This window comes from Pseudomonas trutticola BRTCR10 (assembly GCF_056155105.1).
Window position 1 is genome coordinate 2484065 of record NZ_CM149552.1, and the last position, 23568, is coordinate 2507632.

At 59.8% G+C, this 23568-nt stretch carries 23 protein-coding genes and 1 pseudogene; 15 read left to right on the forward strand and 9 right to left on the reverse strand.

Going from position 1 to position 23568, the window contains the following annotated elements; genetic code table 11:
• Together ACVVH8_RS11130 and ACVVH8_RS11135 are read right to left on the reverse strand one after the other, a co-directional pair.
• Positions 1–666 (reverse strand): CoA transferase subunit B, encoded by a 666-nt coding sequence (locus ACVVH8_RS11130; protein WP_103306906.1) that lies wholly within the window; start codon positions 664–666, stop codon positions 1–3.
• Between the two features lie 24 nt (positions 667–690).
• Positions 691–1389 carry a CoA transferase subunit A gene (locus ACVVH8_RS11135; RefSeq protein WP_103306907.1) on the reverse strand — a complete coding sequence of 233 codons (699 nt, stop codon included), beginning with the start codon at positions 1387–1389 and terminating at the stop codon, positions 691–693.
• Positions 1390–1650: 261 nt separating this feature from the next.
• Between ACVVH8_RS11135 and ACVVH8_RS11140 the strand changes: the two genes are divergently transcribed.
• Complete coding sequence (locus ACVVH8_RS11140; RefSeq protein WP_103306908.1) at positions 1651–2526, forward strand: LysR family transcriptional regulator; 876 nt, start codon at positions 1651–1653, stop codon at positions 2524–2526.
• A gap of 108 nt (positions 2527–2634) precedes the next feature.
• On the opposite strand, the gene ACVVH8_RS11145 is transcribed toward ACVVH8_RS11140, so the two are convergent.
• The 3 genes and pseudogenes from ACVVH8_RS11145 to ACVVH8_RS11155 all read right to left on the reverse strand — a co-directional run bounded on the left by ACVVH8_RS11145 (position 2635) and on the right by ACVVH8_RS11155 (position 4695).
• Positions 2635–3477, reverse strand: coding sequence for an NAD-dependent protein deacetylase (locus tag ACVVH8_RS11145; RefSeq protein ID WP_475230088.1), 843 nt, complete (start codon positions 3475–3477; stop codon positions 2635–2637).
• 47 nt (positions 3478–3524) lie between these two features.
• Positions 3525–3620 (reverse strand): annotated as a pseudogene (locus ACVVH8_RS11150) (N-acetyltransferase); the annotation flags it as partial.
• 28 nt (positions 3621–3648) lie between these two features.
• Positions 3649–4695 carry a class I SAM-dependent methyltransferase gene (locus tag ACVVH8_RS11155; protein ID WP_103306910.1) on the reverse strand — a complete coding sequence of 349 codons (1047 nt, stop codon included), beginning with the start codon at positions 4693–4695 and terminating at the stop codon, positions 3649–3651.
• 419 nt (positions 4696–5114) lie between these two features.
• Between ACVVH8_RS11155 and ACVVH8_RS11160 the strand changes: the two genes are divergently transcribed.
• The gene (locus tag ACVVH8_RS11160; RefSeq protein WP_475230091.1) at positions 5115–5954 is read left to right on the forward strand and encodes an HvfB family MNIO-type RiPP peptide maturase; all 840 of its coding nucleotides are present in this window, start codon (positions 5115–5117) and stop codon (positions 5952–5954) included.
• A complete protein-coding gene (locus ACVVH8_RS11165) occupies positions 5947–6696 on the forward strand; it encodes an HvfC family RiPP maturation protein (RefSeq protein ID WP_475230094.1) in 750 nt (249 codons plus the stop codon). Before ACVVH8_RS11160 ends, ACVVH8_RS11165 begins: the two co-directional genes overlap by 8 nt.
• A 120-nt stretch (positions 6697–6816) precedes the next feature.
• Here ACVVH8_RS11165 and ACVVH8_RS11170 read toward each other — a convergent pair whose 3' ends face one another.
• Positions 6817–8124, reverse strand: coding sequence for an ATP-binding protein (locus ACVVH8_RS11170; RefSeq protein WP_475230097.1), 1308 nt, complete (start codon positions 8122–8124; stop codon positions 6817–6819).
• Positions 8121–8861, reverse strand: a complete 741-nt coding sequence (locus tag ACVVH8_RS11175) for a response regulator (RefSeq protein ID WP_064392669.1) — start codon at positions 8859–8861, stop codon at positions 8121–8123. Before ACVVH8_RS11175 ends, ACVVH8_RS11170 begins: the two co-directional genes overlap by 4 nt.
• Before the next feature lie 295 nt (positions 8862–9156).
• On the opposite strand from ACVVH8_RS11175, the gene ACVVH8_RS11180 reads away from it, so the two are divergent.
• From ACVVH8_RS11180 to ACVVH8_RS11190, 3 genes are read left to right on the forward strand one after another with little or no spacing between them, the layout of a single operon-like run.
• The gene (locus tag ACVVH8_RS11180) at positions 9157–9420 is read left to right on the forward strand and encodes a DUF2790 domain-containing protein (RefSeq protein ID WP_103306915.1); all 264 of its coding nucleotides are present in this window, start codon (positions 9157–9159) and stop codon (positions 9418–9420) included.
• Between the two features lie 27 nt (positions 9421–9447).
• Entirely contained in the window at positions 9448–9660 is a 213-nt protein-coding gene (locus ACVVH8_RS11185) for a hypothetical protein (protein ID WP_475230100.1), read from the forward strand.
• Positions 9661–9708: 48 nt separating this feature from the next.
• Positions 9709–10920: a cytochrome c biogenesis protein DipZ gene (locus ACVVH8_RS11190; RefSeq protein ID WP_475230102.1), complete on the forward strand. Its 1212-nt coding sequence runs from the start codon at positions 9709–9711 to the stop codon at positions 10918–10920.
• Positions 10921–10937: 17 nt separating this feature from the next.
• Here the strand turns inward: ACVVH8_RS11190 and ACVVH8_RS11195 are convergent, their stop codons facing one another.
• Complete coding sequence (locus ACVVH8_RS11195; protein ID WP_401299925.1) at positions 10938–11399, reverse strand: GNAT family N-acetyltransferase; 462 nt, start codon at positions 11397–11399, stop codon at positions 10938–10940.
• Between the two features lie 237 nt (positions 11400–11636).
• Here ACVVH8_RS11195 and ACVVH8_RS11200 point away from each other — a divergent pair, with 237 nt between their 5' ends.
• Both ACVVH8_RS11200 and ACVVH8_RS11205 read left to right on the forward strand, forming a co-directional pair.
• Entirely contained in the window at positions 11637–11909 is a 273-nt protein-coding gene (locus tag ACVVH8_RS11200; RefSeq protein ID WP_103306919.1) for a DUF4242 domain-containing protein, read from the forward strand.
• 33 nt (positions 11910–11942) lie between these two features.
• Entirely contained in the window at positions 11943–12755 is an 813-nt protein-coding gene (locus ACVVH8_RS11205) for a class I SAM-dependent methyltransferase (RefSeq protein WP_401299922.1), read from the forward strand.
• 145 nt (positions 12756–12900) lie between these two features.
• Here ACVVH8_RS11205 and pcsA read toward each other — a convergent pair whose 3' ends face one another.
• On the reverse strand, positions 12901–13623 hold the full coding sequence (pcsA, locus tag ACVVH8_RS11210) for a phosphatidylcholine synthase (RefSeq protein WP_213028257.1): 723 nt from the start codon (positions 13621–13623) through the stop codon (positions 12901–12903).
• Positions 13624–13883: 260 nt separating this feature from the next.
• Between pcsA and ACVVH8_RS11215 the strand changes: the two genes are divergently transcribed.
• From ACVVH8_RS11215 to ACVVH8_RS11245, 7 genes are all read left to right on the forward strand, one after another.
• A complete protein-coding gene (locus tag ACVVH8_RS11215; RefSeq protein ID WP_475230104.1) occupies positions 13884–14633 on the forward strand; it encodes a tellurite resistance TerB family protein in 750 nt (249 codons plus the stop codon).
• A 355-nt stretch (positions 14634–14988) separates the two neighbouring features.
• On the forward strand, positions 14989–18579 hold the full coding sequence (locus tag ACVVH8_RS11220) for a toxin VasX (protein WP_475230107.1): 3591 nt from the start codon (positions 14989–14991) through the stop codon (positions 18577–18579).
• Positions 18569–19699 (forward strand): hypothetical protein, encoded by a 1131-nt coding sequence (locus tag ACVVH8_RS11225; protein WP_475230110.1) that lies wholly within the window; start codon positions 18569–18571, stop codon positions 19697–19699. The genes ACVVH8_RS11220 and ACVVH8_RS11225 overlap by 11 nt, the downstream gene beginning before the upstream one ends.
• A complete protein-coding gene (locus tag ACVVH8_RS11230) occupies positions 19696–19941 on the forward strand; it encodes a hypothetical protein (RefSeq protein ID WP_475230113.1) in 246 nt (81 codons plus the stop codon). The genes ACVVH8_RS11225 and ACVVH8_RS11230 overlap by 4 nt, the downstream gene beginning before the upstream one ends.
• On the forward strand, positions 19931–21040 hold the full coding sequence (locus ACVVH8_RS11235) for a hypothetical protein (protein ID WP_475230115.1): 1110 nt from the start codon (positions 19931–19933) through the stop codon (positions 21038–21040). The genes ACVVH8_RS11230 and ACVVH8_RS11235 overlap by 11 nt, the downstream gene beginning before the upstream one ends.
• A gap of 179 nt (positions 21041–21219) precedes the next feature.
• Positions 21220–22596 (forward strand): iron-containing redox enzyme family protein, encoded by a 1377-nt coding sequence (locus tag ACVVH8_RS11240; RefSeq protein ID WP_475230118.1) that lies wholly within the window; start codon positions 21220–21222, stop codon positions 22594–22596.
• A gap of 11 nt (positions 22597–22607) precedes the next feature.
• On the forward strand, positions 22608–23561 hold the full coding sequence (locus tag ACVVH8_RS11245; protein WP_401299906.1) for a methyltransferase: 954 nt from the start codon (positions 22608–22610) through the stop codon (positions 23559–23561).
• The last annotated feature ends 7 nt before the right edge of the window (positions 23562–23568 follow it).

The window sequence follows — 23568 nt, forward strand, 5'->3', positions numbered from 1 at the left end:
TCACTCGGCAGCGAACTGCATTTCCGGTACGTGATCCGGGACGATCAGTTTACCAGCGGTTTTGGCGACGATTTCCTCGACGCTGACGCCAGGTGCGCGTTCCTTGAGGACAAAAGCGCCATTTTCGATTTCCAGATAGGCGAGGTCGGTCAGCACACGCTTGATGCAGCCGGCGCCGGTCAGCGGCAGGCTGCATTTGGATAGCAGTTTCGACTCACCGTCCTTGGAGGCGTGGGTCATGATCACGATGATATTGTCGGCGCCCGCCACCAGATCCATGGCGCCGCCCATGCCCTTGACCAGTTTGCCGGGAATCATCCACGAGGCGATGTTGCCTTCGACGTCGACTTCGAACGCGCCCAGCACGGTGAGGTCGACATGGCCGCCGCGGATCATCGCAAAGGATTCGGCGGAGTTGAAAATCGACGCGCCGATACGTGCAGTCACGGTTTGTTTGCCGGCGTTGATCATGTCGGCATCAATGGTGTCTTCCGTCGGAAACGGGCCCATGCCGAGCAGGCCGTTTTCCGATTGCAGCATGACTTCCATGCCTTCGGGGATGTAGTTGGCGACCAGGGTCGGAATGCCGATACCGAGGTTCACGTAGTAGCCGTCCTGCATTTCGCGGGCGACGCGCTGAGCCATTTGTTCGCGGGAAAGTGCCATGTTCTTATTCTCCGTCAGCCTGAATTATTTGCGGATGGTGCGCTGTTCGATGCGTTTTTCGAACGTGCCGCAAATGACCCGATCGACGTAGATGCCGGGGGTGTGGATCTGCGACGGATCCAGCTCGCCGGGCTCGACGATTTCTTCGACTTCGACCACGGTGATCTTGCCGGCAGTGGCGGCCAGCGGGTTGAAGTTCTGCGCGGTGTGACGGTAGATGACGTTACCGAAGTGGTCGGCTTTCCAGCCTTTGACGATGGCGAAGTCGCCGGTGATGGATTCTTCCATCAGGTACTTGCGACCTTTGAACTCGCGCACTTCCTTGCCTTCGGCGACAGGCGTGCCGACACCGGTGGCGGTGAAGAAGGCCGGGATGCCGGCGCCACCTGCGCGCATCTTCTCGGCGAGGGTGCCCTGCGGGGTCAGGATGACTTCGATTTCGCCTTTGAGCAGTTGCTCTTCAAACAGCTTGTTTTCGCCAACATAAGAGGCGATCACCTTGCTGATCTGGCGGTCGGTGAGCAGCACGCCGAGGCCGAAACCATCGACGCCGCAGTTGTTGGAAACGACGGTGAGGTCGCGGGTGCCCTTGCGCTTGATCTCGGCGATCAGGTTTTCCGGAATGCCGCACAGACCAAAGCCGCCGGCGATGACGGTCATGCCGTCCTCCAGCCCGGCGAGGGCTTCCTCGTAGGAACTCACGCGCTTGTCGAAACCTGCCATATGCACCTCTTTTATTATTTGCGGGCGGCTGGCTAGCCGAATGACTGGAGTGTCGCGCCGGGCGATATATTTGTTAAGTTGATTTTTAAGGTTGATTAATAGATAAAACTCATCAAAGCGCCGCGTTAGGGTTGATCGTTCCCACGCTCCGCGTGGTAACGCATCCATGGACGCTCCGCGTCCAGTGACGCAGAGCGTCACGGGCAGCATTCCCACGCGGAGCGTGGGAACGATCATGCATGAGAATCCTGAGGCTTCATTATGACCATCAAACAGATCCGCGCCTTTCTCGCTGTCGCCCAAAGCCTCAGTTTCGCCGTGGCTGGCGAGCGTCTGCACCTCTCGCAATCAGCGCTGAGCCTGACCATCAAAGCCTTGGAGGAGGGCCTCGGCGGGCGCCTGTTCAGCCGCAATACCCGCAACGTCGCCCTGACCGCCGAGGGCGAATCGCTGCTGCCGCTGGCCCGGCGCCTGATCGCTGACTGGGACAACGCCGAAGACGAAATGCGTCAGCGCTTCAGCCTGCAACGTGGGCGGGTGACGCTGGCGGCGATGCCATCGTTTGCCGGCAACCTGCTGCCGCCGATCCTCAAGACCTTTCGGGCGCGCTATCCGAACGTCAACGTGACGGTCAATGACGTGATCAACGAACAAGTGCTGGAGATGGTTCGTGATCGTCAGGTTGAGCTGGGCGTGGCGTTCGAACCCATGCAGAACACGTCTATGACGTTTACCCCGCTTTATCTGGACCGCTTCGTTGCGGTGGTGCCGCAGGATTCGCCGCTGGCCGCCCGCAGCGAAATCGACTGGCAGACGTTGTTGCAGGAGCCATTCATTACCTTGCAGCGACCGTCCACGGTGCGGGTGATGCTTGAAGAACACTTGCAGGCGCGGGGTATGAAGTTGCCGGTGGAGTTCGAGAGCCACCAACTGGCGACGGTCGGGCGGATGGTGGCCAGTGGGCTGGGCGTCAGTGCCGTCCCGGCATTGTGCGCTGAACAGATGCAGGAATTGGGCGCGCGCTGCCTGACGTTGAATGATTCGGTGGAACGGGCGATTGGCGTGTTGACCGAGCCGGGCAATGAACTGTCGGCGGCGGCCCAGGCGTTGTTCGATATCCTCAAAACCGAACACTGAACCTGTAGGAGTGAGCCTGCTCGCGATAGCGGTGTTTCAGTCAGCAAAGATGTTTGGCTGACAAGACGCAATCGCGAGCAGGCTCACTCCTACAGGGAATTTATGTGTTCAGGAGATGAGCTGTTGCGATAGCAACGGCAGGAGCTGTTCGCAGGAAGCCTCGATCTTCAAGTCGAGCAAATCATCCGCCCGAGTCTTGCCCAGATTGATCGCAATCAACGGCTTGCCGCGATCCGCAATCACCCTACACAGACGAAACGCCGAATACGCCATCAACGAAGACCCCACCACCAGCATCCCCGCCGCCGTTTCTGCCGCCGCCATGGCCCGTGCCGCGGTGGCCTGGGCGACGTTTTCGCCGAAAAACACCACATCGGGTTTCATCCGCTCACCCGCACAATGGGGGCAGTGCGGCACCTGAAACCGCGCTTCGAACACCGGGTCGAGCAGGGTATCGCCGTCCGGTGCCTGCACCGCATCGACGCCGGCCAGATACGGATTCTGCTGTTCCATCAAACGCTGAATCGAATCGCGCTCACTGCGCTGCCCGCAATCCAGGCACAGCACGCGATGCAGACTGCCGTGCAGTTCGATGACGTCATGACTGCCGGCCTGATCGTGCAAGGTGTCGACATTTTGCGTAATCAAGCCACTGATGCGCCCATGACTCTGCAAGCTGGCCAGCGCTTCGTGCGCGGCATTCGGCTGCGCCTGACGTACTCGCGGCCAGCCGAGCATCGCCCGTGCCCAATAGCGGCGGCGTGACTCGGGGGCAGCGAGGAATTCCTGATACATCATCGGCTGGCGGCCACGGCGCACACCGTCGCTGTCGCGGTAATCAGGGATGCCCGAGGGTGTGCTGATGCCGGCACCGGTCAGCACCAGAAAATCGCCATCGGCCATCGCCTGTTGCAGGGTGTCGAGCTGTTCGCGGATCGGGCTGTCGAGCATGGTCGGCGCTCCAGGCAGAGTGAATGCCTTGCAGGTTAGCACCGACCCCTGTGGCGAGGGAGCTTGCTCCCGCTGGACTGCGCAGCAGGCCCATCCTTTGGGGCCGCTTCGCGACCCAGCGGGAGCAAGCTCCCTCGCCACAGGGTATGTATTGTTTTCAGTCCCGATGATTTATTTGCGCGCCTCCAGAATCAGGTTGAACGGCGTTTGCGTTGCACGCCTGAAACGCTTGAACCCGGCCTCGGCAAAGACTTTGCGCAGACGCATTTCCCCAGCTTGCGCGCCGAGCCCGAGGCCAACTTCCTGTGACAGCGAGTTCGGTGTGCATATAAAGGTCGAAGCCGCGTAGAACAACCGACCGACCGGGTTGATGTTGTCGTCCAGCGTGTCGTTGGCGAATGGCTCGACCAGCAATACCGTGCCGTCATCCTTCAGCGAGTCGTAGGCGTGGCGGGCGGCGCCGACCGGGTCGCCCATGTCGTGCAGGCAGTCGAAATAGCAGATCAGGTCGTAATCGTTTCCCGGATAGCTTTTCGCCGTGCCCTGGAAGAATTTCGCCCGGCTGCTGACCCCACCTTCTTCGGCGCGTTGGGTGGCGACCGTGATCGACGGCGCATGGTAGTCGTAGCCGACGAAGCGCGAATTGGGAAACGCCTGGGCCATGATCACCGTCGAGGCTCCATGGCCGCAGCCGATGTCAGCGACTTTCGCGCCATCCTCCAGTTTCGCCACGACCCCCTCCAGTGCCGGCAGCCATTCGGCAATCAAGTGGCCCTTATAGCCGGGGCGGAAAAACCGCTCAGTGCCGGTGAACATGCACGGGTGGTGATCGCCCCAGGGCAGGGCGCCGTTGCCGCGCATGGCTTTGACCAGTTTGTCCTTGTCATGGAAAAACGACGCCACCACGCCGAGCCCGCCGGCGACGTATACCGGCGAGTCCTCAACTGCCAGCGCCAGGGCGTGTTCTTCCGGCAAACGGAATTGACCGTCGCGGTGCTCCATGTAGCCCGACGCGGCGTGGGCGCTGAGCCATTCGCGGACCAGACGTGGATTGCAGTGGGTTTTTGCCGCGAGGGTATCGGGGCTGATCGGCTGACTGTCGGCCATCGCCCTGTACAGCCCGAGCTCCTCACCGACGATGACATTGGCCAGCATCGCCGCGCCGCCCATGTCGTTGACCAATTTGCCCATGAATTCGTTGAGTCGGGACTCGTCCATCACATGTGCTCCTGAAACAGGATCACAGTCCGGCGACGTAGAGGGTCGAGGCATGCGCCACCGGGCGGTGGTCATGGAAACGGGCAGGGCACGGCAAAAGTCCTGCAGCCCCCTCGACTGGGTAATGAAAGAGTCTAGCCCTCGTCCGGGATAGACGCTGAATTTGTGGGCACTGAAAAACCTGTGGGAGCTGGCTTGCCAGCGATGGCGTAGGCATAGCCACTGACTTGCTGCCTGACACACCGCTATCGCTGGCAAGCCAGCTCCCACAGGGGACGGTGTTTGATGAGGGAGATTGTATGGCTATGTATCGCGCCGGTCGGGGGATACACAGGGCGGCAAATCCCCGGTTGGCTGAACACAGCAGCGATACAGCCGCAGGTTCAACTGGGTTGGCCAATCAAGTGAGGTCAACCCCCATGCAAATCCCCCCAGCATCAAGGCAACCCGGCGTCGGTCTGGGCCTGCGCCGTGGTCTGTTGAAAGACTTGCTCGTCGCCCGTGCCGGCGATTTTGATTTTCTCGAAGTCGCCCCGGAAAACTGGATCGGCGTCGGCGGCGCCCATGGCGCGGCGCTGCGCGAACTGGCCGAGCGTTATCCGCTGTCGTGTCACGGGTTGTCGTTATCGCTGGGCGGTTCGGCGCCGCTGGACACCAGTTTTCTGCAAGAGGTACGGGTATTTCTCGATCATCACCAGGTCCGGTATTACAGCGAGCATCTGAGTTATTGCAGCGACGACGGCCATCTCTACGACCTGCTGCCCTTGCCATTCACCGAGGAAGCCGTGCGCCATGTTGCCGCGCGTATCCGGCAATCCCAGGACATCCTCGGGCGGCGTCTGGCGGTGGAAAACGTCTCCTACTATGCGACCCCACGCCAGGACATGGACGAAGTGACCTTCACCAACGCCGTGCTGCGCGAGGCCGATTGCGACCTGCTGCTGGACGTCAACAATGTCTACGTCAATTCGATCAATCACGGCTTTGATCCACAGGAATTCCTCGCGCGGATCGAGCCGGGCAGGGTGGTCGGGATGCACGTGGCCGGGCATTTCGATGAGTCCGACACACTCAAGATCGACACCCATGGCGCCTCGGTAAAACCCGTGGTCTGGTCATTGCTGGCCGAGGCTTATGCCCGGTTTGACGTGCAGCCGACCTTGCTGGAGCGGGATTTCAATTTTCCGGCGTTCAGCAAATTGGTCGCCGAGCTACAGACCATCCGCCGTCTGCAAGGCGCAGGAGTTCAACGTGGATAACCTTCAACAGCAACAACAGGCGTTGACGCGCTATCTGCGTGATCCTGACCATCAACCACCACCCGCCGATATGAACATCGCGCGGGTCAATGTCTACCGCGATCTGCTGTTCAACAATCTCTCGCAATTGTTGAGTGGCACTTTTCCAGTACTGATCCGGATCATCGGCAAACAACGCTGGAACCTGCTGGTTCGCGGTTTTTTGCGCGACTATCGCGCACAAACGCCGAAATTTTCTGAGATTGCCGAAGCGTTCCTCGACTATCTTGCCGCGCAGCCTGACGTGTTGCGTGAAGGTCAGTGGCCGGCGTTTCTGCTGGAGCTGGCGCATTACGAATGGGTCGAGATGGTCCTGCAGCAATCCGACGCCGAGCCGTTGCCGGCGACGGATGCGCAGTTGTTACTGGAGCGGCCATTGCAGGTCTCGGCACTGGCGTGGCCACTGGCGTATACGTGGCCGGTGCAGTTGCTCGGGCCGGATCACCAACCCTCGGTCGCACCGCAACAACCGACGTTGTTGTTGGTGCGGCGGGAGGCGGATTTCAGCGTGAAATTCTCGGAGCTGAGCCCGCTGACCTGGCGGTTGTTACAGCGCATCGGCGAGTTTGCGGGATTGACCGGGCGTGAGCAGTTGCAGGGTTTGGCGCAGGAGGCGGGGCAGTTGGCGGACGCGTCGTTCATGGATAGCGGTTTGGCGCTGTTGCAGCAAATGCATGAAAGCGGCGTTGTCGGCATCCTTTAAGTCACCGCAAGACTCTGTGGGAGCGGGCTTGCCCGCGAAAAGGCCGGCACAGTCAACCTCTTCATTGACTGTCCAGACGCCTTCGCGGGCAAGCCCGCTCCCACAGGTATTCAGGTGTTTTCAGGACCTCAGCGGCAGCTTGAGCTCGGCGCACAAGCCGCCGCCCTGGCGATTGCTCAGAGTCAGCGAGCCGCCCAGGGCCATCGCCAGTTGCTGAGCGATCGCCAGACCCAGCCCGGTGCCGCCGGTATCGCGGTTGCGCGAGTTTTCCACGCGGTAGAACGGCTGCATCACCTGCGCGAGTTCCGCTTCGGCAATCCCCGGACCGCGATCCATGACGGTGATCGACAGGCTGCCCTTGTTCGCTTCGACCCACACTTCAGCGGCGCCGGCGAATTTCAGGGCGTTGTCGGTCAGATTGACCAAGACCCGGCGCAACGCGTGCGGACGGGTGTCGACGACTGCCTCACTCTTGCCGACAAGCTGCACGTCTTTGCCCATGTCCTGATAGTCGAACACCAGGCTTTCGAGAAAGGAGTCCATGTTGGTGCGCCGACTTTCTTCGGTCGAACCATGGATGCTGCGGGCGTAGGCCACGCCTTCGCGCACCAGGTGTTCCATCTCGCCGAGGTCGTTGCACAGTTTGTCTTTTTCCGCCGAGTCGTCCATGAATTCGGCGCGCAGTTTCATCCGTGTGATCGGGGTTTGCAGGTCATGGGATATCGCGGCCAGCAGTTGCATGCGCTCTTTCAGATAGTCCGCAATCCGCGCCTGCATCGCGTTGAACGCGCGGGCGGCGTAGACCACTTCGTTCGGGCCTTTCTCGTCCAGATGAATCGGGTGGGCGTTGGGGTCGAGGGTTTCCACGGCGTTGGCCAGGCGGGTGAGGGGGCGAATGGCAATGCGCACCGCCAGCCAGGTGCAGGCAATCATCAAGGCCAGTTGGCCGAGCAATACCGCTGGCAACCAGGGCGACAGCGGCACCATCGAGGGGCGCACGTCGATGGTTACCGGGCTGCCGTCGCTCAGGCGCAAATGGCCCTGGAAGTGCTTTCGCGGGCCGGGAATGTCGGTGAAGGTCAACGGGTATTGGTCGCCGATGGCATCTGTGATCGAGGTGACTGCAATCGGCACCTCGCCCAGCCCGATGGGCGTACCGGGTTCGCCTTCGCTCAACAGATACCCGTAGTTGGCCCGCGCCAGACGCTTGAGCCACGCCGGGCGCTCCTCGGCGGGTAAGCGGTCGAGGATCGCAATCGAGGTCGAGACGTCGGTTTCCAGATTGCCCAGCATGGTGTTTTTCGCGCTCTGGTAACGCTCGTAATACTGCGCGCCGAACGACAGCGCCTGGGCGAGGATCAGGCCGATCAGGAAAATCAGCGACACCCGCGAGGCGAGAGTGCGCGGCCAGTGCAGGTTGAGGCTCATGCCGGGGCACCGAGGATCTCGACCGGCAGTGAAAACACATAGCCTTCGCTGCGCACGGTCTTGATGTAGGCCGGTTCGCGGGCGTCATCCAGCAGGCGCTGGCGCAAGCGGCTGACCAGCAAATCAATCGAGCGATCAAACAGATCGGCGTCGCGGCCCTGGGTCAGGTTGAGCAATTGATCGCGGCTGAGCACCCGTTGCGGGTGATCGAGAAACACCCGCAGCAAGCGGTACTCGGCACCGCTGAGGGCGACCATGGTGCCGTCCTTGTCGAGCAGGTGGCGAGCCGAGGTGTCCAGCTGCCAACGGCCGAACGCCAGCAAACGGCCGGCTTCGGTGACCACCAGGTTCGGCGGCAGCATCCGCGTGCGGCGCAGCACGGCGTTGATCCGGGCCAGCAATTCACGGGCGGCGAAGGGTTTGGTCAGGTAGTCGTCGGCGCCCATTTCGAGGCCGATGATGCGGTCGGTTTCATCGTTACGGGCGGTGAGCATCAGCACCGGCGTGGCCTTGTGTTTGCCCACGCGTAATTCGCGGCACAGCTGCAGGCCATCGTCACCGGGCATCATGATGTCGAGCACGATCAGGTCGACGGTGTTGGCCTCGAGAAAGCTGCGCATCTGCCGGCCATCGGCGACAACGGTGGTGCGCAGACCGTTTTTCTTCAGGTAGTTGCCGACCAGTTCGCGAATTTCGCGATCGTCGTCGACGATGAGAATGTGATCGACATGTTCCATCGGGCCAGGCCTCTTTAAAGGGGGAATGCCGTGCAGTCTATCGAGCCTTTACGCGCTCGCCTGCCTGCCTTTGTATTGCAGTGTATCTGGCGTCGCAGACGATACACGGGAACGCAAAAAGACGATTTTTTCCGGCTTTTGTATCGCTGTGTATCCCCGGGCGGCAGGGATACATAGCCATTTATAGCCGCTCGTTTCCGACACATTCGCGATACCTCGCGAGGCTTCAATGAGCTCCATCGAGGCACACCATAACGCCTCGGCTCAAACCCACTGAAGCCTTGAGGAACACGCCATGAAAAATACATCGGTTATCGCCGCCTGCCTGTTTGCCGCCCTGAACATCTGCACCCTGTCGGCCCGCGCCGAAGCCACTGTTACTCCACAAACCTACAACTACGGCACGCACCTGGACATCCAGAAAGTGATCTCGCTGACCCAGGACAATTCGGTGATGTGCGGCGTCATTGATGCGCGCATGACATACCTGGATTCGGCCAACAAAACCCACGTGCTGGATTACCGCAAGTTTGCTGACGACTGCAACAACGACAACTGATTCGTCACTTTTTTGCAGGAAAGAACCATGAATAACCTCTCTCGTCTCCTCACTGCCGTTGCTTTCTCTTTCGCCGGTGTCGCCGCGCATGCCAACGCTGCGGTCGAACCGCATAGCTGCCATGGCAACAGCTGTTTTCAACTGACGCCTATCACCAAGCCAGGCGCCGACGCCTTGCTCGCCGCTGACGGCTCCAACCGCACGCCGCAAGGGCTGAGGCTGGAAAGCCAGAACGCCTGACTCCCTCGCCACAGGGCTCAGTGCTCACATCTATTCAGGGTGACCCTTATGTATCTCATCGCTTTCCTCGGCGGTCTTTTGACCGTCCTCAGCCCGTGCATCCTGCCGGTGGTGCCGTTCCTGTTTGCCGGGGCTCACCGCAGCCGCTCTTCGATCCTGCTGACCCTCGGCGGCATGACCCTGACTTTCGCGCTGATCTCCAGCCTGGCCGTGGTCAGCAGTGAGTGGGTGATTCAGGCCAGTAACAGCGGACGCCATATCGCGCTGATCGTCATGGCGCTGTTCGCGCTGTCGCTGATCTCGGCGCGTATTGGTGACTGGCTGGCGCGACCGTTTGTGTGGCTTGGCAACCGACTCGATCCCGATGCGCAGAAAAAGGCCGGCCCTTTGGGCTCGCTAATGATCGGCGTCGCCACCGGGCTGTTGTGGGCGCCGTGTGCCGGGCCGATCCTCGGGGTGATCCTCACGGGCGCCATGTTGCAAGGCGCCAACGCGCAGACCAGCCTGTTGTTGCTGGCCTATGGCGCGGGCAGTGCGTTGTCGTTGGGCACGCTGATCTTCGCCGGTCGCGGGTTGGTCAACCGCTTGAAACCGTCGATCCCGTTCACCGCTTGGTTGCGCCGTGGCGCCGGTGTCGCGGTACTCGCGGCGGCGGCCGTGATTTCCACCGGCACAGATAAAACCCTATTGGCCGGAACATCCTCGGAAGGCGTCGCCAGTGTCGAAAAAAGCGTGCTGGAGAACGTGCCGAAAGTGCTCGACTTCCTCGTCAGCAAAGTTCGCGCCGATTCGCTGACGGGCGACAGCAAAGGCGCGATGCCGTCGCTGGCCGGGGCGGTGCAATGGCTCAACTCGCCGGAACTCAGCGCCGAATCCCTGCGCGGCAAAGTGGTGTTGGTGGACTTCTGGACCTACGACTGCATCAACTGCCAGCACAGCCTGCCGTACGTCAAGGACTGGGCGAAGAAGTACGAAAAGGATGGTCTGGTGGTGATCGGCGTGCACACCCCGGAATACGGCTACGAGCGGATTATCGACAACGTCAGGGAGCAGGTGCGCAAATTGGGTATCACCTACCCGGTGGCCATCGACAACAACTACGCGATCTGGCGCAACTTCGATAACCAGTACTGGCCGGCGCACTACCTGATTGACGCCAAGGGGCAGGTGCGTTTCAGCCACTTCGGCGAAGGCCGCTACGAGGCTCAGGAGCAGGTGATTCGGCAATTGCTTGAAGAGGCCAAGGCGCCTGCGGCCTGATCAATCCGGCCAATGGCTCAGAGGTCGCGCACCATGAGCCATTGGTCGTTGTCCCAGGCGCGAAAACGCTCCAGCACCTGCCAGCCGCGTTTGCCGTAGTAGTCCTGCTTGCTCTGCGTGTGCAGATAAAGACGCGCCAGGCCACGGTTTTTCGCTTCCTGACAAATCCCTTCGATCAATTGCTCGGCCAAGCCTTGCCCGCGAGCTGCCGGGTCGACGAATACGCAGGCCAGCCAAGGGCCGAGATCGGGCCGATGCGCGAGATCATCGCGAGCCAGCGCTGCACCGCCGACCAGTCGTTCACCGTCCAAAGCGATCAGGCAAGACCAGTCACCATTGCTTTGACCTTCGGCAAATTCCCGTTGCCATTCGACCAAGGGTTGATGGGCGTACTCGTAGTGAAATTGCTGGTGGATCCAGGCGGCATAGGTGTCGCTGTGTTGCAGGTGGCGGGCCAGCCAGTCGAGGCGCACGGGCATGATTCGAGTCCGTTCAGAGGGCGAACGTGCATCAGAAACCAATCGACCGCTGCTGGCAATGCCGAGGGTGTTGCAACCGCTTAACAGATTTCCACCACTCATCGGCAAAGCCGCGGTTTTCCTGAATCTGCAGACGACTGGCAGGGACGCCGGCCGCGCTCGGCGCGATAGTGGACGAGCAGGGCCACTGCCGGCCCCGCCACAGACGCCATACAACAAGAAGAACGCGAGGTTGCCATGCCGAAATTCGTGATTGAACGCGAGATTCCAGGGGCCGGAAAGCTGTCGGAGCAAGAACTCAAAGCCGTTTCACAAACGTCCTGCAATGCGTTGCGTGAACTCGGGCCACAGGTGCAATGGCTGCAGAGTTACGTCACTGCCGACAAAATCTACTGCGTGTACATCGCCCCCGATGAAGAGCAGGTGCGCGAACACGCTCGCCTCGGCGGTTTCCCCGCCAACAGCGTGGCGCGGGTGATGACGGTGATCGACCCGACTACCGCCGAATGAAGCCAGTTTCCACCTGTTGCGGAGCACCTCTTCATGAGTACCCCGATTGATCTCACTGCCTTGAAGGAACGCCAGAAGGTCGCTTGGGCCAGTGGCGACTACTCCTTGATCGGCACGACCTTGCAAATCGTCGGTGAAAATCTCGCCGAAGCCTGCGACCTGCGTTGCGATGAGGAAGTGCTGGATGTCGCGGCCGGTAACGGCAACGCAACACTGGCGGCAGCGCGGCGCGGCTGTCTGGTCACCTCGACTGACTACGTGGCAGCCCTGCTGGAGCGCGGCCAGGATCGCGCCCGGGCCGAACACCTGGACGTGACCTTTCAAGTCGCTGACGCCGAAGCACTGCCGTTCGCCGACGGCAGTTTTGCAGCGGTGCTGTCGACGTTCGGGGTGATGTTTGCCCCGGATCAGGACCAGGCGGCGGCCGAACTGGCGCGGGTTTGCTGTCGTGGCGGGCGGATCGGACTGGCCAACTGGACGCCGGAAGGTTTTGTCGGCCAGATGTTCAAGACCCTCGGTCGCCATCTGCCACCGCCGGCCGGTGCTCAGCCACCGTCGAACTGGGGCACGGAAGCGTGGCTCCACCAGCATTTCGATGACCGCGATTTCGTCGTGCAGGTGACTCGCCGCGAGTTCAATTTCCGCTATCGCTCGGCGGCGCACTTCATCGATATCTTTCGGCATTGGTACGGGCCGGTGCACAAGGCCTTTGCGGTATTGCCACCGGAAAGCGGCCAGGCGCTGGAGAGTGATCTGGCGGATTTGCTCAACCGCCTTAACCGGGCAGGGGAGGACTCGCTGGTGGTGCCGAGCGAGTATCTGGAGGTGGTGATCAGCAAGCGCTGAGTCGAACTCGATCCTTCATCTGAAGGGAGATCCTTGTGGGAGCTGGCTTGCCAGCGATAGCGGTCTGTCGGCAATGAATATGCTGACTGACCTTCCGTCATCGCTGGCAAGCCAGCTCCCACAGGTTTTCGGGTATGTCTTGGGGCTATTTCGCTTGGGAGCGATCAAACCATTCCAGTGCCGTGCGCCAGATGCAGATCCCCAGGAAGTACGCCGACATCAGCAGCCACAAGCCCATCACCATTGGATTGATCACCGGGTGATTGAGCACCAGTGACAAGCTGCACAGCAGCCAGATTGCCGTTACCGCAATGTTGATCGGCATGAAGCGGCGCACGCGGAACGGGTGGAGGAACTTCATCCGCGTTACCGTCAGCAGCGCCAGGCCGATCACGGTCAGAAAGGTGATCCACGGTCCTGGCCCGATGATGTACAGGCACAGTGCGACCACGTTCCACGCGGCGGGGAAACCGACAAAGTAGTTGTCCTTGCTTTTCATGTTGACGTTGCAGAAGCAGAACAGTGACGACACCAGAATCAGCGACACCGTCAGCAACAGCGTGTAATCCGGCAGCGGAATGTAGCGATAGATAAACAGTGCCGGAATGAACACGTAAGTCAGGTAGTCGATGACCAGATCGAGGATCGAGCCATCGAAACTGGGCAGTACTGATTGCACATTGACCTTGCGTGCCAGTGCGCCGTCGAGGCCGTCGACGATCAGCGCCACGCCCAGCCACATCAGGCAGTGGACGGGCTGGTTTTCCAGCAGGGCGAGGGTGGCCAGAAACGCCGTGACCACGCCGGTCGCGGTAAAGCCATGGGCGCCCCAGGCCTTGAGCCTGGCAATGTGGACGGTGGATATCACGGGGGCGTTCTCCAGAAAGTGAAGCAAGCCGGGTAACACCCTTGGACAGCAAGGGCGCCGGCTAACCGGGTCGGGGTTGCAGCTATCGACCGGTCATGCCGGGATAAGGTTCACCCACCATGAATCTTAGCTCGCCACTGAAAAAATACGCAGGCGAAAGCTGTAGGCCTTTTCTGTGTCGGCCAAACGGTGCTGGCGCAATGGCCGCAGCGGTCTATTGTTGCCAGACGCAGTCACTGCCAATGCTTGAGGATGACGTCATGAATACCAGCGATTTGCTCGAACAACTGCTGCGGGGCCAGGCCTCGACGGGTCAACAAAGTGGTGCCGCCGGTGGTGGTCTGGGTGGCCTCGGTGGTTTGCTGGGCGGGCTGCTTGGTGGCGCGGACTCCACCGGCACTCGCGGCGGCTCGCCTGCCGGAGGGGTTGGAGGTTTGGGCGGATTGCTCGGTGGCTTGCTCGGCGGCGGTGGGTTGGGCAGCGTTTTGGGCGGCACTGGCGGCACGCAAAGCCGTTCCGGAGGCACCAATTATGCGGCACTGGCATCGTTGGGCATGATGGCGTTCCAGGCGTATCAGGCATGGCAACGCAGTCAGGCCAGCGCAGCGCCACAGCAGACGCCGCAAACGGCCAATCTGCTCGCCGGCCCCGAAATCGAAGAACACAGCCATGCCGTGCTGCGCGCGCTGATCGCGGCGGCCAAGGCTGACGGGCGTATCGACGATAGTGAAAAACAGCTTATAAGCAGTGAGATCGGCAAGCACACTGATGATCCGCAGCTGAAGCAGTGGCTTGATGACGAAGTCGCCAAGCCCCTTGACCCCAATGAAGTGGCGCAGTCGGCAAACAACGACCCGGCGGTGGCCGCGGAAATGTACCTGGCCAGCGTGATGCTGGTGGACGACCAGCAGGACGCCGAGCGCAGCTATCTGGATGAGCTGGCGGCGGCGTTGCAGATTGATCCTGAATTACAGGTGCATCTGGAGCAGCAGGCCAAGGGCACAGCCTGAGGCAGGACGTCGCTACCCCGTGCAACAAGTGGATCGCCTTTTTCTGCGGTAATGTCTGTAGGACATTCTGCGTGAGACTGTCCGTCTTATCCTAAATGGAACCGTCCTACATAGAGCGTCGATTCATCTGACTTCACCAATTTAGCCATCACGCCCCACAGTCCTGTGCCTTAAACAGACACAGGGACATGTGGATGCTTACCGTTGGCAGGTTCATCGTTTTCATACGGGGTAAAGAAGGTTTTTTCAGCGGTTTTCGCGTGTGCGGGCATGCCGGGCTTCTGCTGGCTCCTGGCGGGTGCGGTGCGCTGGCCGCTGATCTGGCGCAGCGCTGGGCTCGTCAGGGGGGGCGCCAATGACCCATCCCGCCATTCTCGACGCCGCAGCGGCTTCGAAAGCCCCAATTGCTACTCCTACGGCGTGCCCGCTACGACAAACCCACGTGCAACTGCTGCCGCTGAGTTACGGCTTGGTGGAAAGAGAGCACGATCCCGGCGCCGAGCTGAATTTGCCGTACACCCTGAGCGCGCGCCCGATGGGCATCCGCCGGTTGCGCGACGGCTGGTTGTACATCATCGACAGCCTCAGCGGCGATTTGTACGAATACCGGGTACTCGACGGCATCATCACGGCGTTGCTGCATCAGGGGAAATCGGTCAATGAGGATCAGCGCGGAGCCATTGAAGAGCGCCCGGCGCTGATCTTTTCGCGCAAAAGCACGCTGTACGTGAGCTTCGCCGAGGTGCAGTGGACGGCCCGCAAATGCTCTCAGGTGCTGGACAGCGCTGAGGAGCGCGGGCATTTCATGCAGCCGGTCGATCTGGGGCCGGTGAATTGTCTGGTCGGTGGCGAACATTTGCTGACGGTTGCTCAGGCGAAAAAATGGCTGGCGGAAGTGGCGACAGGCGCTGAGCCGGTCGCTGAAACGGACGCAACACGGATGCCTGCCGTGCAGGTCAGCGATGCCCCCGAGCATGAACGCGAACCGTATTTGTGGGAGCAGCCGAAGCGTTTTCGTGCCGCACACATCGGCGAGTTTCTCGGTCGGGTACGCGGGCCTTATCAGGACGACACACTGTTTCTGCTGGTCAACGATGATCTGGGCGTGCTGCGCGATCTGGCCGAGTATCAGGACCGCGTGGTCGGCTGGGTCGAGGCGTGGAGCAACACTGATAACAACGAGCGTGATTATCTGCTGGCCAGTTACATCGAATCGCTCAGCCAGCTCAACGACAAAGATTTCGACAGTCTGGCCAACGCCAGTGACCAACCGCAGGCCAAAGCCCTGTTTGCCGATATCGAGCAGTTGCCGGAACCGGATCGTGAGAACACGCGCAAGGCGTTGCTCGATTATTTGAACAAGGGCGGCAGCATCGAGCCGACCTCTACAGACGCGACGCCGGAACTGAATCAACTGCGTGAAAAGGCCCTCGATCAGTCACTGGCCCTGAACCGTTTCGACGGCGTCGCGCCAGATTTCACCGCCCATGATCGCGCCACCGCCGAGGCGGATCGCCGTTACTACACGCGTCAGTATTTCGAGGCAGTCGCCCCCGAAGATTTCGTCGAGCGACACCTGTCAGCGCTGGTCGATCTGGGCAAGGATCAGGATCGGCGCATGCGCGATGTGCTCGACGGTCCGGTGCTCAGCGGCAAACGCGGGGTCAACGACCTGATCGACCGCCCGGCGATGGACGAGCGATTGAACCTGCTGCGCGATGACCTCGGCCGCTGGAACCGCCTGCTCGAACGCATCACCGCCGACCGCACGCAACTGCTGGTCGCCGGCCGCTTCCACCGCGCGGCGTGGTACTACGACGCGCAAGAGGCGACGCAGCTGCACCAGGCCCTCAGCACCGAATACGCCTGCCTCAAGGACCTCTGCCGCAGCGACGCGGCGAGCGAACAAATGCTCGGTTATCTGGAACAGCACCCGGAACTGACCCGAACGCTGTTCTACACCTTGCCGCTGCGTCTGCAAGCCGAGCAGGCCGGGCAATATGCGTTCCTGTTCAACGCCGGCATGGCCACGTTCAACAACCTGCCGGACTGGCTGGCGAAACTGAAAAAGATCGAGCAACCGCACCTGCCGGCCCTCGACGACATGCCCGAACACAGCCGCACGGTCGCGGCCGCTGTGCAGGACACCTACAGCCCGGCACTGAACCTGGGCCTGAACCGCGTGCTGGAGGGCTTCGATCTGTCGGGCGAGAAAATTCCCGATCTCGATGAGCTGTTCCAGCGCCTGCCCAAAGGGCTGAAATTGCGCCTCTTCGATGCCGCCAAAACCAGCGGCGTGACCTTCACCGTCGCCAGCCCCGCAGAACAGTCCGCCCTGCAAACCGCAATCAAGGAACTGCTGCGCGAACGCGACTACCTGAAAACCCTCAACCGCGAACGCAACCAGATCACCCACAACAAGAACCGTCAAGGCCACAAAACGCCGAGAGCGCTGGAGTTGCAGGAAGAGATCCTGCGCGTGCGGGCGCAGTTGACGGTGATTGAAGGGCGACTGGCGGCGGCGCTGAGCCCGATTGAGGAAGTGCCGGATCGCTCGGCCCGCTTGTACGGCGCCACGCCCGCGCGGGCAGGGGTGACGGTAGTGTTTCCGCCGGCGCAGCAGGGGGAGTTAAGAAGTTTGCTGGGAAATATTCGGTTGGGGGTGGGTGGTATTTCGGCGGGGAGTCTGGTGAAGACGGAAGGGATGGGGTTGGTGGTGGTTTTGGTGCAGGTGGTGAATTTGGTTGAGGTGTTTAAGGAAACCTTCAAGCAATCAAAGAACAAGAGAGCGATCGGGCCGATTTTGTCTGCTGTTGCCACGACTGGGGCGGCTGGTTTCATTGCTGCGCAAAGTCTTGCGGATACGGCAATGAAGGCTCGTAGTAAAGCCCTTATTGATGCACTCCAGCATCATGGTTTGCAGCATGCATATGTACAGATGGGGAAATTGCATATTGGATTAGGCATGCTCACCTATGGCCTTGGTCTGGTGTCCTCAGTAATCAGTCTTAAGAAGCAAATCAAAAATTGGCAGCAGGCCATTCGCAGTGGAAACCGGTCGGCGGAGGATGCAGCCGCGCTGGCCACATTGGGTGCTGGTGGAATGACTGCTGCCAATGCTTACGGTTTGAGCAATACCGTACACGCCACATTCAAGGTATTAACCGCGCCAAATAGTGCTGCTAGAACTGCCGCATGGGCCGCCGCCGGCACTCGCCTTTCTACCGTGTTTTTTCGCTTCAATCTGGCGGGCGCGTTATTTACCGTTTTGGAACTCAGTGGTACTTGGCTATTCAATCGCTACAACATTAGTGCTCACGACAAATGGCTGAAACTCACACCTTGGAGCCGGGACGCAGAGACGCGCGGCGATCATTCACTGGAAGACTATCAAAGTTACCTGGCTTTTCTGATTCACGCGCCTTACGCCCAACTTGGGCCAAACCCATACGACTCCTGGCTGAAGAACTTGCTGTTCAAAGCCAAACCCGGCGATATCCATCTGGTGCTGCCAAGACTGACGTTGAGTGATCTGCTGCCTCCTTTTGGCGGTAAGCCGAAATATCGTTTGGGCATCGGCGCGCACCGTATTTCCATTCCTCTTCACAGTCGAGGAACACCGCGGGAGCGCAAGGACGTCATCAGTGATGAAGTTGTCAGGAGCTTACGCATCGTTGAGTCCACTCCAGAAAAACTGGTGCTCTGCCTTCAGTACCCGGTAGATGTCGACTCTGAATTTACTCCGGCAAAAGAAACGCTGGAGTTGGCAGTTTGCGTTCAAAGAATGAACGACAAAGGTGAGTGGACATCGAGAACTCAAGTCATCCATATGGATCCTCGCGGTGAAGGTCATTTTTCGGTGGTCGCGCCCCAACTGGTCAAGGAGAGCCCGCCCATGTTGTTGGTTGAAACCCAATTTCTGGAGCAGGCCGACTATGGCGAATGATCTCTACAGGCTGATCGATCCGCCGCCGCTTGAACAACCAAAAAAAGCGGGCGACATCGAACCGTTTCCCAGTGGAAAAATCACCTATCTCGCGCCATTGCCATTACCCACCCCAATGCCGCCTTTTGGGCCACATATTGGTGAACTGAACGATTTGTATATGGACTTTGGATTGGGGGCACCACAGGTTTTTTCTTGGCAGGTAATTTTAGGTGGGCCTATAACGATGATCTTTATGTGGTCCATCTTATTGCCGTTATTCAGTTTGGGTTTTGGCCTCATATCAGGATACGACTGGTTGTACTCCTGGGAATTTGCAGAAGAATTGTTTTTCCCATCAACGAAACTTGGATTGCAAGCGGCGGCTGCCATGTTATTTATTGGCCTATGCGTCTGGCACCATAACGACAAAAAACGCGCCTCAATCATCCCGACCCGCTTCAACCGCCAACGCCGCGAAGTCTGCTTCATGCCCGAAGGCGAAACCGAACCCGTCTTCGTCCCCTGGGAATCCCTCTCCGCCTGGATCATCGAAGCCCAAGGCGCGACCCAATATGGCATCCACCGTCAATACGGCATGGGGATCGGCTTCTACCACGGCGAAACCCTCACCAGCCTCGAATTCCCCTGCGCCGGGCTGCCGCTCGCCATCAGCCATTGGGAAGCCATTCGCGGCTACATGGAATACGAGGTCAACGACCTCAAATCGATTCAGGACCTGCAAGACCTGCAAGGCCCCGACGACCCGCCTCACGAAGGCCTGCACACGTTTCGCAACGCCCGCGCACGCATGCACCAGCAGATACGCGATGGCTCGCGCACTCGGCTGTCAGGGTTTTTCTGGTACCTGTACCACGTCATGACTCTGTGGACGATTCCCAACCGTCTCGTCGAATGGGAAGTGCGGCGCCTCGAAAGGATTGGCAAACAGACATTGCCCGAAGCCATGCGCGAGTGGTCCGAGCCTTTACCGGAAGATCAATGGGCCAAGCCGAGTGAGGAGTTGCTGCGGCTGAGTGAGCAGGTGCGGCAGATTCAAAAGCGTCAGCCTCACCGGCCGATTACCGAGATCTTTGCCGAGGTGCAACACTCGGCTGCGACTGGTAAGCGTCGCGCATGAGTGATTCCCCCGTACTGCTCACTGACGTTGAATTCACTCCGGCGAAAGAAATACTCGAACTGGCAGTTTGTATTCAAAGAATGAACGACAAAGTTGAGTGGGCATCGAGAACTCAAGTCATCCATCTGGATCCTCGAAAAGAAGGACATTTCTCTGTAATCGTTCCTCAGTTGGTAAAAGAAAATCCACCGGTATTGCTTGTTGAAACCCAGTTCTTGGAGCGAGCCGATCATGCCGAATAATCTCGACAAGCCAACAGGTACACCGCAGCTTGAACAGTCACGAAAAGCAGGCGATATCGAGCCATTTCCAGGTGGGAAAATTACCTATCTCGCTCCGCTGCCCTTACCAACACCGATGCCACCTTACGGGCCACATATTGGGGAGTTGAATCAGGTGTACATGGATTTTGGTTTGGGATCACCGCAGGTATTTTCATGGCAAGTTATTTTGGGTGGTCCACTCAGTGTTGCTTTTTCGGCAGCGTTTCTGCTTCCGCTGATCGGTGGCTTCATGTTCTTTTTATTCGGGCAGGGCTGGGACGACGTTTCTCATGCCATAGAAGGGCTTTTCAATGAAGGTAAAGGGGTTTCATTCCTGGTGGGATGCTTGATGCTCCTTATCGGCCTTTGCGTCTGGCACCACAACCACAAAAAACGCGCCTCAATCATCCCGACCCGCTTCAACCGCCAACGCCGCGAAGTCTGCTTCATGCCCGAAGGCGAAACCGACCCCGTCTTCGTCCCCTGGGAATCCCTTTCCGCCTGGATCATCGAAGCCCAAGGCGCGACCCAATACGGCATCCACCGTCAATACGGCATGGGCATCGGTTTCTACCACGGCGAAACCCTCACCAGCCTCGAATTTCCCTGCGCCGGGCTGCCACTCGCCATCAGCCATTGGGAAGCCATTCGCGGCTACATGGAATACGAGGTCAACGACCTCAAATCGATTCAGGATCTGCAAGACCTGCAAGGCCCCGACGACCCTCCCCACGAAGGCCTGCACACCTTTCGCAACGCCCGCGCACGCATGCACCAGCAGATACGCGATGGCTCGCGCACTCGGCTGTCAGGGTTTTTCTGGTACCTGTATCACGTCATGACTCTGTGGACGATTCCCAACCGTCTCGTCGAATGGGAAGTGCGGCGCCTCGAAAGGATTGGCAAACAGACATTGCCCGAAGCCATGCGCGAGTGGTCGGAGCCGCTGCCGGAAGATCAATGGGCCAAACCAAGTGAGGAGTTGCTGCGGCTGAGTGAGCAGGTGCGGCAGTTGCAAAAGCGTCAGCCGCAGCGGCCCATCACGGAAATTTTTGCCCAGGTGCAGCGAGTGGCATGAATGCCCGGGATTCGCCCCGGAATGCGCTGCAGATGTAGCCTTCGGTCTCGTTCACGGATTCATCAACTGCTCCGTCCGTCCGGGCATTTTTCAGCTCGATTGAATTTTTGCCATGCGCAACCCCTCTGCTGCTGTAGAGGCGCGAAACAGCGTCCTGACAATCGACCGAGAATATTGCCATGACTGTCCTGACACCCCTGCAATCCGTGCCAGCCCAAGAACAAGCGATCGAACCCGCCGGGAATATCCGTGGCGTCTATGAAGCGCTGCTACGGGAGGAAAACCCGCAAGCCCTTGCGCAAACGTTCCTGCACCAACAGCTGGAATGTGCTGCAGCGTTGCCCGAAGAGCTGCCGCAAGACCCCTCTACCTGGCACGCTTGGGTCGCCGCGCATTGCGCCGATGTCGCTCGGCAATACGCTGATTATCTGCAACAGCGCAAGGCCGGCGGGCCACGGCAGTTCTTCAGAAACAAGGCTCAGGCGTTGTACTTCCTGCAAGCGGTGGGCCCGACCAAACTGGTCGATGGTGCCTGGTTGTACGGGCTGTTGCAGCATTGGCGCGATCCACGTTTCAGCGGTTTGCTCTGCACCTATCTGGAAGAGCTTGGTGAGGGCAATCCGGCGCAGAACCATGTGGTGATCTACCGCAAACTGCTGGCCGAACACGACCTCGACCACGCCGGTCCCATTACCGATGAGCGTTATCTACAAGGCGCCCTGCAACTGGCGCTCGGCGTCTGCGGCGATGAGTTTTTGCCAGAAGTCATCGGCTACAACCTCGGCTACGAGCAGCTGCCGTTGCACTTGCTGATCAGCAGTTACGAGCTCAGCGAGCTGGGCATCGACCCGTATTACTTCACTTTGCACGTCACCATCGACAACGCCAGCACCGGCCATGCGCAGAAAGCCGTACAAGCGGTACTTGACCTGTTGCCGCTTGAGGCTGATCGCGCCAATTTTCTGCGGCGGGTATCGCTGGGTTATCGACTCAATGATCTGGGGCAGGGCAGTCGCGCGATCATCGAAGGTTTCGACCTGGAAAACGAATTGCTCGCGATGCTCGAGCGCAAGTGCCCGTTCGCCCAGCACATGCACTCGGACTATTGCCGTTTCGAAGGCAAAACCGTCAACCAGTGGCTGGCAGAACCGGCGCATTTGCCGGGCTTCCTGCAAGCCCTGCAGGACAAAGGCTGGATCAAGCGTCATGAAGACCCGCAGGCCAGTCGCTTCTGGCAGTTGATCGACGGCGATGGTGCAGCGATGTTCGGCGTGTTCAGCGCCTACGAGAAACAGCTGGTCCACGACTGGATTGCCGGCGACTGGAAACCGGCGCGAAAAGCCACGGCGTTGCGCCGACACGCGCCGGCCAACTCACCAATTGAGGTGCCTGAACAGGACCCCGACGTGCAGCAGCTCAACGCCGCGCTGGAAGGGCTTGATGGCCACGCACAAATGGCCGCGCTTATTCCGTGGCTGGCGCCGGCGCGGCATGCGCATCCTGCCGGGCTACTTGCCACTCGCCGGTTTATCGAACTCAAATCCCGCCTGCCTTAAGGACATCAGCAATGAATCAGGAAGAACAACTGTCCACCGACGATCTTGCGTTGCTGCAACTGGGCCGGCGCTTGCAGGCTGACGGCTATCGTTTCATCACCCCGACGCCGCTGACCCATCAGCGGGTCAATCAGCGTGACGAAGGCCAGTTCGCTGACTCCCTGCGCGATGTATTTGGCTGGTCGCGGCCCTTTGCGCCGGGCCTGTTGTCTGCCGATGAGCAACGGCAGTTACAGGATGCGCAAGTCATCGATTGCTACGAAGGTCACCTGAAAAGCCGCGTACGCTGGTCGAGCCTGGACGACTTGCTATTCGTGCATTCGGCGTATCCCACCGACGCCGCCGATTCAGTGTTTTTCGGTCCGGACACCTATCGTTTCGCCCAACTGATTCACGCCCATTTGCAACAGAACTTCGCACCGATCCATCGTGCCGTGGATATCGGTTGCGGTGCCGGCGTGGGCGCCATTCTGATCGGCCGCGCCCGCCGCGAAGCGCAAGTGTTGGCGCTGGATATCAATCCCGCCGCGCTACGCCTGACCACGATTAACGCGGCATTGGCGGAAGTCGCCAACGTCGAAGCCCATGCCAGCGATCTGCTGCAAGGCGTCGACGGCGAGTTCGATCTGATCGTCGCCAACCCGCCGTACATGGCCGATCCCGCCGCGCGGGCCTACCGGCATGGCGGTGGCACGCTGGGCGCCGGGCTGTCGTTGCGCATCGTCGAGCAAGCCCTCAATCGGCTCACGCCCGGCGGCTCGTTGCTGCTCTATACCGGCGTGGCGATGGTCGATGGTCGCGATCCGTTTCTCGACACGGTGTTGCCACGACTCGATGAAGCGCGGTTTGCCTGGACTTACCGGGAAATCGATCCGGATGTCTTCGGCGAGGAACTGCTCAACCCGGGATACCAACGGGTCGACCGGATCGCCGTGGTCGCCTTGACTGTGACTCGTATTGGCTGAAACAGGG